The organism is Clostridium bowmanii, from assembly GCF_018861315.1.
GTDB classification, from domain to species: Bacteria; Bacillota; Clostridia; order Clostridiales; family Clostridiaceae; genus Clostridium_AD; species Clostridium_AD bowmanii.
In genome coordinates, this window is the sequence record NZ_JAHLDL010000067.1 from 1 (window position 1) to 7,107 (window position 7,107).

The window sequence follows — 7,107 nt, forward strand, 5'->3', positions numbered from 1 at the left end:
CAAATGTAAAGGAAAGTAATCTTGAAGCTATTGAAAAATCATATGCGCTTTCTATTGAAAGAGTAGAGAATGAAACTTCAATTCCAGAAAGTAAAAAAAGATTAGAAAAATATTCAACGAAGTAAGGAGATACAATGAAATATGGGGATAAGATAATAGAAATGTACGGAGTTATAGTAGAAGTACATGATGGGTGTGTTTCAATTGATCTAAAAGGAAGGTTGGGCTTCTTTAAGATACCAATGAGGATGCTAATTACAGATTATCCTGTGCAGGTAGGTCAAGAAGTGGGTTTTAGGATGAGCTTTATTGAGGTCCTCGCGGAGCAGCCTAATGAAAAATATGTTAGTAATATAGAGACAAAGAATAGAAAGGAAGGGAAAGCATAATGAGTTTTACAACTGTTAAAGGCATGCAATCAGAAATATTTGTACCAATTACACCACCACCAGTTTGGACACCGGTAACAAAACCACTTAATGAAATGAGAGTTGCTTTTGCAACTGCTTCTGGAGTTCATTTAAAAACAGATAAAAGATTTAATTTAGCAGGAGATTTCACATTCAGAGCAGTGCCAGGGAATACAAATACTAAGGATTTAATGGTATCTCACGGTGGATATGACAATGGAGACGTAAATAAAGATATAAATTGTATGTTCCCTATTGACAGATTAAGAGAACTTGCAAGTGAGGGATTTATAAAAGAAATTGCTCCAATGCATTATGGATTTATGGGCGGCGGCGGAAACCAAGATAAGTTTAAAAACGAAACTGGTCCTGCCATTGCGAAGTTACTAAAAGCTGAAGGTGTAGATGCAGTTGTATTAACAGCTGGCTGAGGAACTTGTCACCGTTCTGCTGTACTTGTACAGAGAGCGATAGAGGAATCAGGGATTCCTACCATCATTATTGCAGCATTGCCACCAGTAGTTAGGCAGGCTGGAACACCAAGAGCGGTTGCACCACTTGTTCCAATGGGAGCAAATGCTGGAGCACCAAACGATAAAGAAATGCAAACTGGTATATTAAAAGCTACACTGCTACAACTTGTAGCGATACCATCAGCTGGAAAAATTGTACCATTACCTTTTGAGTATGCAGCAAAAGTATAATTAAAAATTAGAAATGCCTCCAAATTTAAATTTGGAGCATTTCTATATAAAAAAATAAGTGTGGTGATATGTATGGAAAATGAAATTGAAATGAGAAAATTAGTTATTAAGACCTTTCATATTGAAAAAGTAGAATTTGGTAACAAGACTTTTATTCAAAATAAGATATTATATTTAAGGGAAGACTTAAAGATGGATTTAGTGCAAGAGTCTGCTGATATTATAAAAAACATTAACGTAACAATAGTAAATCCAAAACAACATGATTTTTTTGTGAATAGTATTATGGATTTTTCACCAATAGCAACAAAAGTTTTGGGTAAAACTGGTGATGGAATAACTCACACTCTTACTGGAGTTTATGTTATGCTCACAGGTGTAGATGAAATGGGAATTCAGGTTGCTGAATTTGGATCTTCAGAAGGTATTTTGGCACATCAAGTAGTCTTAGGCCATGCAGGTACTCCGGATGTAAAGGATATCATAATTCATATAGATGTAGTGTTAAAAGATGCTATGGGCGCGATAAGGATAGGACCTACAGCAGCACATAAAGCTTGTGACAAATTGGTCCAAGAAATAAGAGAACATTTAAAGAAAATGAATGGAAAAGCATGCGATGAAAAGTTTGAATATTTCGATAAGGTTAAATTTGGAAAGAAGAAAGTAGTCGTTATAAAGCAGGTGGCTGGTCAAGGCGCAATGTATGATACACAGTTATTAGGAAAAGAACCAGGTGGCTTTGAAGGTGGTAGGTCTATTATAGATTTAGGTAATGTGCCTATAATACTAAGTCCAAATGAATATAGAGATGGTGCTTTGAGGGCTATGCATTAATTAGCACTTTCAGTGCTACATCACTTTCAGTGCTACATCACTTCAGTGATGAGTCACCTTGCTTGTCGTTGAACATATAATCAAGGTAAGGAGGAATACTATGGGAGTTGGTCCATCTACAAAGGAGACAACGTTACATCATTTTAGAGATCCACTGCTAGATGTTATATCTAAGGATTCAGATATTGATTTGTTGGGTATAATAATTGTTGGAACCCCTCAATCCAATGAAGATAAATTATTTGTTGGAGAAAGAGCAGCGGCATGGACAGAAGCCATGAGAGCTGATGGAGTAATTATATCTGTGGACGGTTGGGGAAATAGTCATGTAGATTATGCCAATACTATCGAGGAGATTGGAAAGAGAAATATACCAGTAGTAGGGCTTAGTTTTGTGGGAACACAAGCACAGTTTGTGGTTACCAACAAATATATGGATACAATTGTGGACTTCAACAAATCAGTAGAGGGTATTGAAACGGAAGTAGTAGGAGAAAATACAGTTTGTGAATTAGATGCAAAAAAAGCAGTGGCACTATTAAAACTTAAAATGAATAGAAAGATGAGGGGGTAAATTATGAAAGCAATGAGAATGATTAACGCAGTAGATTCACATACCATGGGAGAACCAACAAGAATAATAACTGGTGGAGTACCAGTTATTCCAGGAAATACTATGCCCGAAAAGAAAGAATACTTAGAAAAGCATTTAGATTATTTGAGAACAGCAATTATGCTTGAACCGAGAGGTCATAATGACATGTTTGGATCCATTATTACTGCACCAACAATGAAAGAAGCAGATTTAGGAATTATTTTTATGGATGGTGGCGGATATTTAAATATGTGCGGTCATGGATCAATTGGAGCTGCTACAGTAGTAGTGGAAACTGGAATCATTCCTATGGTTGAACCTTACACGTACCTAACATTTGAAGCTCCAGCAGGACTAGTTAAAGCAAAAGTTAAAGTGGAAAATAAAAAAGTAAAAGAAGTATCTATTGCCAATGTACCTTCTTTCCTTTATAAAGAAAATTTACAATTGGACGTTCCAGAATTAGGTAAAATTACATTTGACATCTCTTTTGGAGGAAGTTTCTTTGCACTTGTTAAATCTACTGAATTAGAGATTGATATTTGCCCTGAAAATTCAAATAAACTATGCGAAGCAGGTATGAAAATTTTACACGCAATTAATGAATCCGTTCATGTGCAGCATCCATTGCTTCCTCACATAAAAACTGTAGATTTAGTTGAAATATATGGCCCTGCAAAGAATCCAAAGGCTACTCTTCAAAATGTAGTAATATTTGGAGACGGACAAGTAGACAGATCTCCTTGCGGAACGGGAACCAGCGCTAAACTTGCATATTTATATGCAAAGGGATACTTGAAGCAAAATGAAGAGTTCATTTATGAGAGTATTATAGGAACTATGTTTAAAGGAAAAGTAATGCAAGAAGTGCAAGTAGGAGAATTCAAAGGTATTATTCCAGAAATAACAGGCAGTGCTTATATTACTGGATTTAATCAATTTGTTATAGATGAAGAAGACCCTTTAAAATATGGATTTAAACTATAAAAAATAGGTAATATTTATTATTAAGAGTGAGTATAAACCATTGTTGGAATAAACTGAATTATATATTAAATGAATAATTTGTAGACAATTCAAGTATAATGTAGTAGAATAAAAATCTAAACATTACGCAGTTATGTGATTGTTTTAACTAAGTTATCTAAAAATTAACTAAGTTATCTTAAAAGTAATTAGTAAAGTAATAATTGACATGTACTATTTAAAAATAAGTTTAAGTGGTACATGCTAATAATATAAAAATTAAGGGGGACTCAAAATGTTAACAATCGTTTTATCAGTATTAGGCCTTTTAACTCTTTATTTCGCAATAATTTTTGTTAAGGATTACATGTTAGCTTCAAAGGAAAATAGACTTGAAAAGCCAAACTTTTTAGCTACAGGAGCTGTAGGATTTTTTACTAATTTCTTTGATACACTAGGTATTGGTAGTTTTGCACCTACAACTGCATTATTAAAACAATTCAAACTTACAAATGATAGAACAATGCCTGGAACATTAAATGTATCTTGTACAATTCCAGTAGTATTAGAAGCATTTATTTTTATCACTGTTATAAAGGTTGATACATTGACACTTGTTGCTATGCTGGCAGCAGCAACAATAGGTGCCATAATTGGAGCAGGATTTGTCGCTAAACTTGATGTAAAGAAAATTCAATTGGGAATGGGAGTTGCATTACTTATTGTAGCATTTATTATGATAGCACAACAATTAAAAATGTTCCCTGCTGGAGGAGATGCAATTGGTCTTACTGGTGGAAAGCTAATTGTTGCTATTATAGCTAACTTTATGCTTGGTGCATTAATGACACTTGGAATAGGCCTTTATGCTCCATGTATGGCACTTGTATTTGCACTTGGATTAAGCCCAGCAATTGCTTTCCCAATTATGATGGGTTCTTGCGCATTCTTAATGCCAGCAGCTTCAGTTAAATTTGTTAAAGAAGGAGCTTACGATAGGAAAGCTTCCATGGCAATAACAGTGTTTGGAGTAGTAGGAGTACTTATTGCAGCATACATTGTTAAATCCTTACCACTTGAAATTTTGAAATGGCTTGTTGTAGTAGTTATCATTTATACATCGGCTATGATGTTTAAATCTTATTCAAAACCAGTTGCAATAAAAGCAAAAGCATAAAACATCCTTTTTAAAAATAATTAAAAAGTTAGGTTAAATAAAAAGATGATTCTGTGATGAACAGAAATCATCTTTTTTATATTCTGTTATTATTTATATTCATTAGGGTATTGTAGAAAAGCAAAAATAGTGTCAGAAAATTGACTAATGTGTCGAATTTATGACACTATTTTTATGTTTATAGATATTTGAAAACGATTAAAAAAGTTTAAAGGAGAAAACAGTGTCATAAAATGGACAGTTTTTATATTTAAAAAAAATGACGGACCCTATTGAAGAACTCTATAGACTGGCAAAGTAGTATTTGCAACACCTATGGGAAAATACTAAAAGTACTGTAAAAGTTGGCGTGGTAATTGCTAAGTATTTAAGAGAAAGAATATGGAGGTGTTTTTATGTCAATAACTTATAAATTTCCTCTTAAAATGCATGTAGGTGCACCTTCTACTCCAGTTGTAAAAGAAGGACAAAAAGTTAAAAGAGGAGAATGTATTGCAAAACCAGAAGGATTAGGAGCTAAAATTCATTCTAGTGTCACTGGAAAAGTAACTAAAATTACGGAAAATGAGATTTTTATTTTAGGAGACGACAATCAAAGTGCTGAATACATAAAAATTAAAAAATGTGGGAAAATAGAAGATACTGCTTTCGAAGCAGGCATCGTTGGTGCCGGTGGAGCTGGATTTCCTACTAATATTAAATTAAAGTCTCAAGTGCCAGACGGATTTGTAATTGCAAATTGTGTTGAATGTGAACCAGCATTACATCACAACATAGAAGTTTTAGAAAAGAATCCATCTGCTATTATTAGTGGGTTAAGATATGCTATGAAAGCTACAGGAGCTCCGACTGGATACATAGCTGTAAAAGCTAAAAATAAGAATGCTATTGTTGCAATTAAAAAAGCACTCTTTGGAACTGTGGATATAGAAGTAAAAGAATTAAGAGATATATATCCAATGGGAGAGGAAAGAGCATTGATTCACGAAATATTTGGAACCTGGCTTAATCCTAGTCAATTACCTTTTGAAGCAAGATGTGTTGTTTTAAATGGAGAAACATTAGAAAATCTAACAAATGCCATAGAAAGAGGCAAACCAGTAATAGATAAAGATGTTACAATAGTTGGAAAATTAAAAGGCGGAAATGGAAGTCATGTTTTCTTACAGGTTCCTGTAGGAACTCCAGTTAAAAACCTAATTGAAAAAGCAGGTGGAATAGATGGAGCATATGGTGAAATCATTATTGGTGGACCATATACAGGTAAATCTGAAGATATAGAAAAGGCTGTTGTTACAAAGACTTCAGGTGGTGCAATTGTTACAATACCACTTCCAAAATATGAGGGACCAATAGGCCTACTTGTATGCGCTTGTGGTGCAGATGAAGCAAGACTAAGAAATATTGCAGAAAAAATGCATTCAGAGGTAGTCGGAGTTACAACTTGCAAAAATGTAATACAAGTAAGAGGTTTAAATAAATGCTTAACTCCGGGAGATTGCCCAGGGCAAGCAGAAGGAATTCTTTACCTTAAAAAACAAGGCGCGAAGAGAATATTAATATCTAATTGCAGTGACTGCTCAAATACAGTGATGTGTTGTGCCCCTAAAATGGGGATTCCAGTATACCACCACACAGATCATGTATTTAGAACAATAGATTATCCACTTACAAGAAGATTACCAATGGACGAAAAGTAAAAGAAATACAATGAGGAAAACAATTAATAATTGTTTTATACCCAAGAGAAATACGAGGAGGTTATGTTCATGTCAATGAGTGATGAGCACGCAGCAGAGTTTAAAAATGAAGTGGCAGTTGTATGTTGTAGAACAGAATCAGGAACGATTATCACTGCAGCTAATTTAGAAGATCCAACAATATTTCCAGATTTAGTGGATTCAGGACTTCTAACAATACCTGAAAACTGTCTTAAAATAGGTCAGGTTATAGGGGCAAAACTTACTAAGACAATTGATTCGCTAGTTCCACTAACACCAGAAATAGTAGAGGGTGTAATTGCTATTGCAGAAGATGCGAAAGTAGCAGATTCAGTTGATTCAACACCTGAAGCTCCAAACATGGTAGAAGGAGTTGTTGAAGAAACACCAGTAATGTCATCTGTAATGAATGGTGGAATATTAAAAATTAAAATTTCAGAAGGTAAGGGAATAGATATAGAAATTCCTCTTAATTCATTCAATCAAAGTACAGCTCAGGCTGTGGAAACAGTAAAAACAGCAACTACTGGAATGGCTGTAGCTAAAGAAGCTGCAAAAGAAAATAACACTCCAGAAGTAAAATTTGAAGACAAAGTTGTAAGAGAACTTGTGAAAAAGCACTTTAAGATAGAAGAAGTTAAATTTGGACCTGAAACGAAAATTGAAGGAACAGTGCTTTATATTAGAGAAAATATCT

At 34.1% G+C, this 7,107-nt stretch carries 7 protein-coding genes and 1 pseudogene; all 8 read left to right on the forward strand.

Translation table 11 applies throughout. The features are described 5' to 3' along the window. The first annotated feature begins 134 nt into the window (after window positions 1-134). Window positions 135-389 (forward strand): CBO2463/CBO2479 domain-containing protein, encoded by a 255-nt coding sequence (locus KPL51_RS22475; protein WP_216166555.1) that lies wholly within the window; start codon window positions 135-137, stop codon window positions 387-389. After that, window positions 389-1,114 (forward strand): D-proline reductase (dithiol) protein PrdB, encoded by a 726-nt coding sequence (gene prdB, locus KPL51_RS22480; RefSeq protein ID WP_216166558.1) that lies wholly within the window; start codon window positions 389-391, stop codon window positions 1,112-1,114. Before KPL51_RS22475 ends, prdB begins: the two co-directional genes overlap by 1 nt. 72 nt (window positions 1,115-1,186) lie before the next feature. Beyond that, complete coding sequence (gene prdD / locus KPL51_RS22485) at window positions 1,187-1,951, forward strand: proline reductase cluster protein PrdD (RefSeq protein ID WP_216166560.1); 765 nt, start codon at window positions 1,187-1,189, stop codon at window positions 1,949-1,951. 100 nt (window positions 1,952-2,051) lie between these two features. Further along, the gene (locus tag KPL51_RS22490) at window positions 2,052-2,525 is read left to right on the forward strand and encodes a glycine/sarcosine/betaine reductase component B subunit (protein WP_216166562.1); all 474 of its coding nucleotides are present in this window, start codon (window positions 2,052-2,054) and stop codon (window positions 2,523-2,525) included. Between the two features lie 3 nt (window positions 2,526-2,528). Beyond that, window positions 2,529-3,533 (forward strand): proline racemase, encoded by a 1,005-nt coding sequence (locus KPL51_RS22495; RefSeq protein ID WP_216166564.1) that lies wholly within the window; start codon window positions 2,529-2,531, stop codon window positions 3,531-3,533. 274 nt (window positions 3,534-3,807) lie between these two features. Beyond that, window positions 3,808-4,689, forward strand: coding sequence for a sulfite exporter TauE/SafE family protein (locus KPL51_RS22500; RefSeq protein ID WP_216166566.1), 882 nt, complete (start codon window positions 3,808-3,810; stop codon window positions 4,687-4,689). Between the two features lie 395 nt (window positions 4,690-5,084). After that, window positions 5,085-6,389, forward strand: coding sequence for a proline reductase-associated electron transfer protein PrdC (gene prdC / locus KPL51_RS22505; RefSeq protein WP_216166568.1), 1,305 nt, complete (start codon window positions 5,085-5,087; stop codon window positions 6,387-6,389). A 69-nt stretch (window positions 6,390-6,458) separates the two neighbouring features. Next, window positions 6,459-7,107, forward strand: a pseudogene (locus KPL51_RS22510) (D-proline reductase (dithiol) proprotein PrdA); the annotation flags it as partial.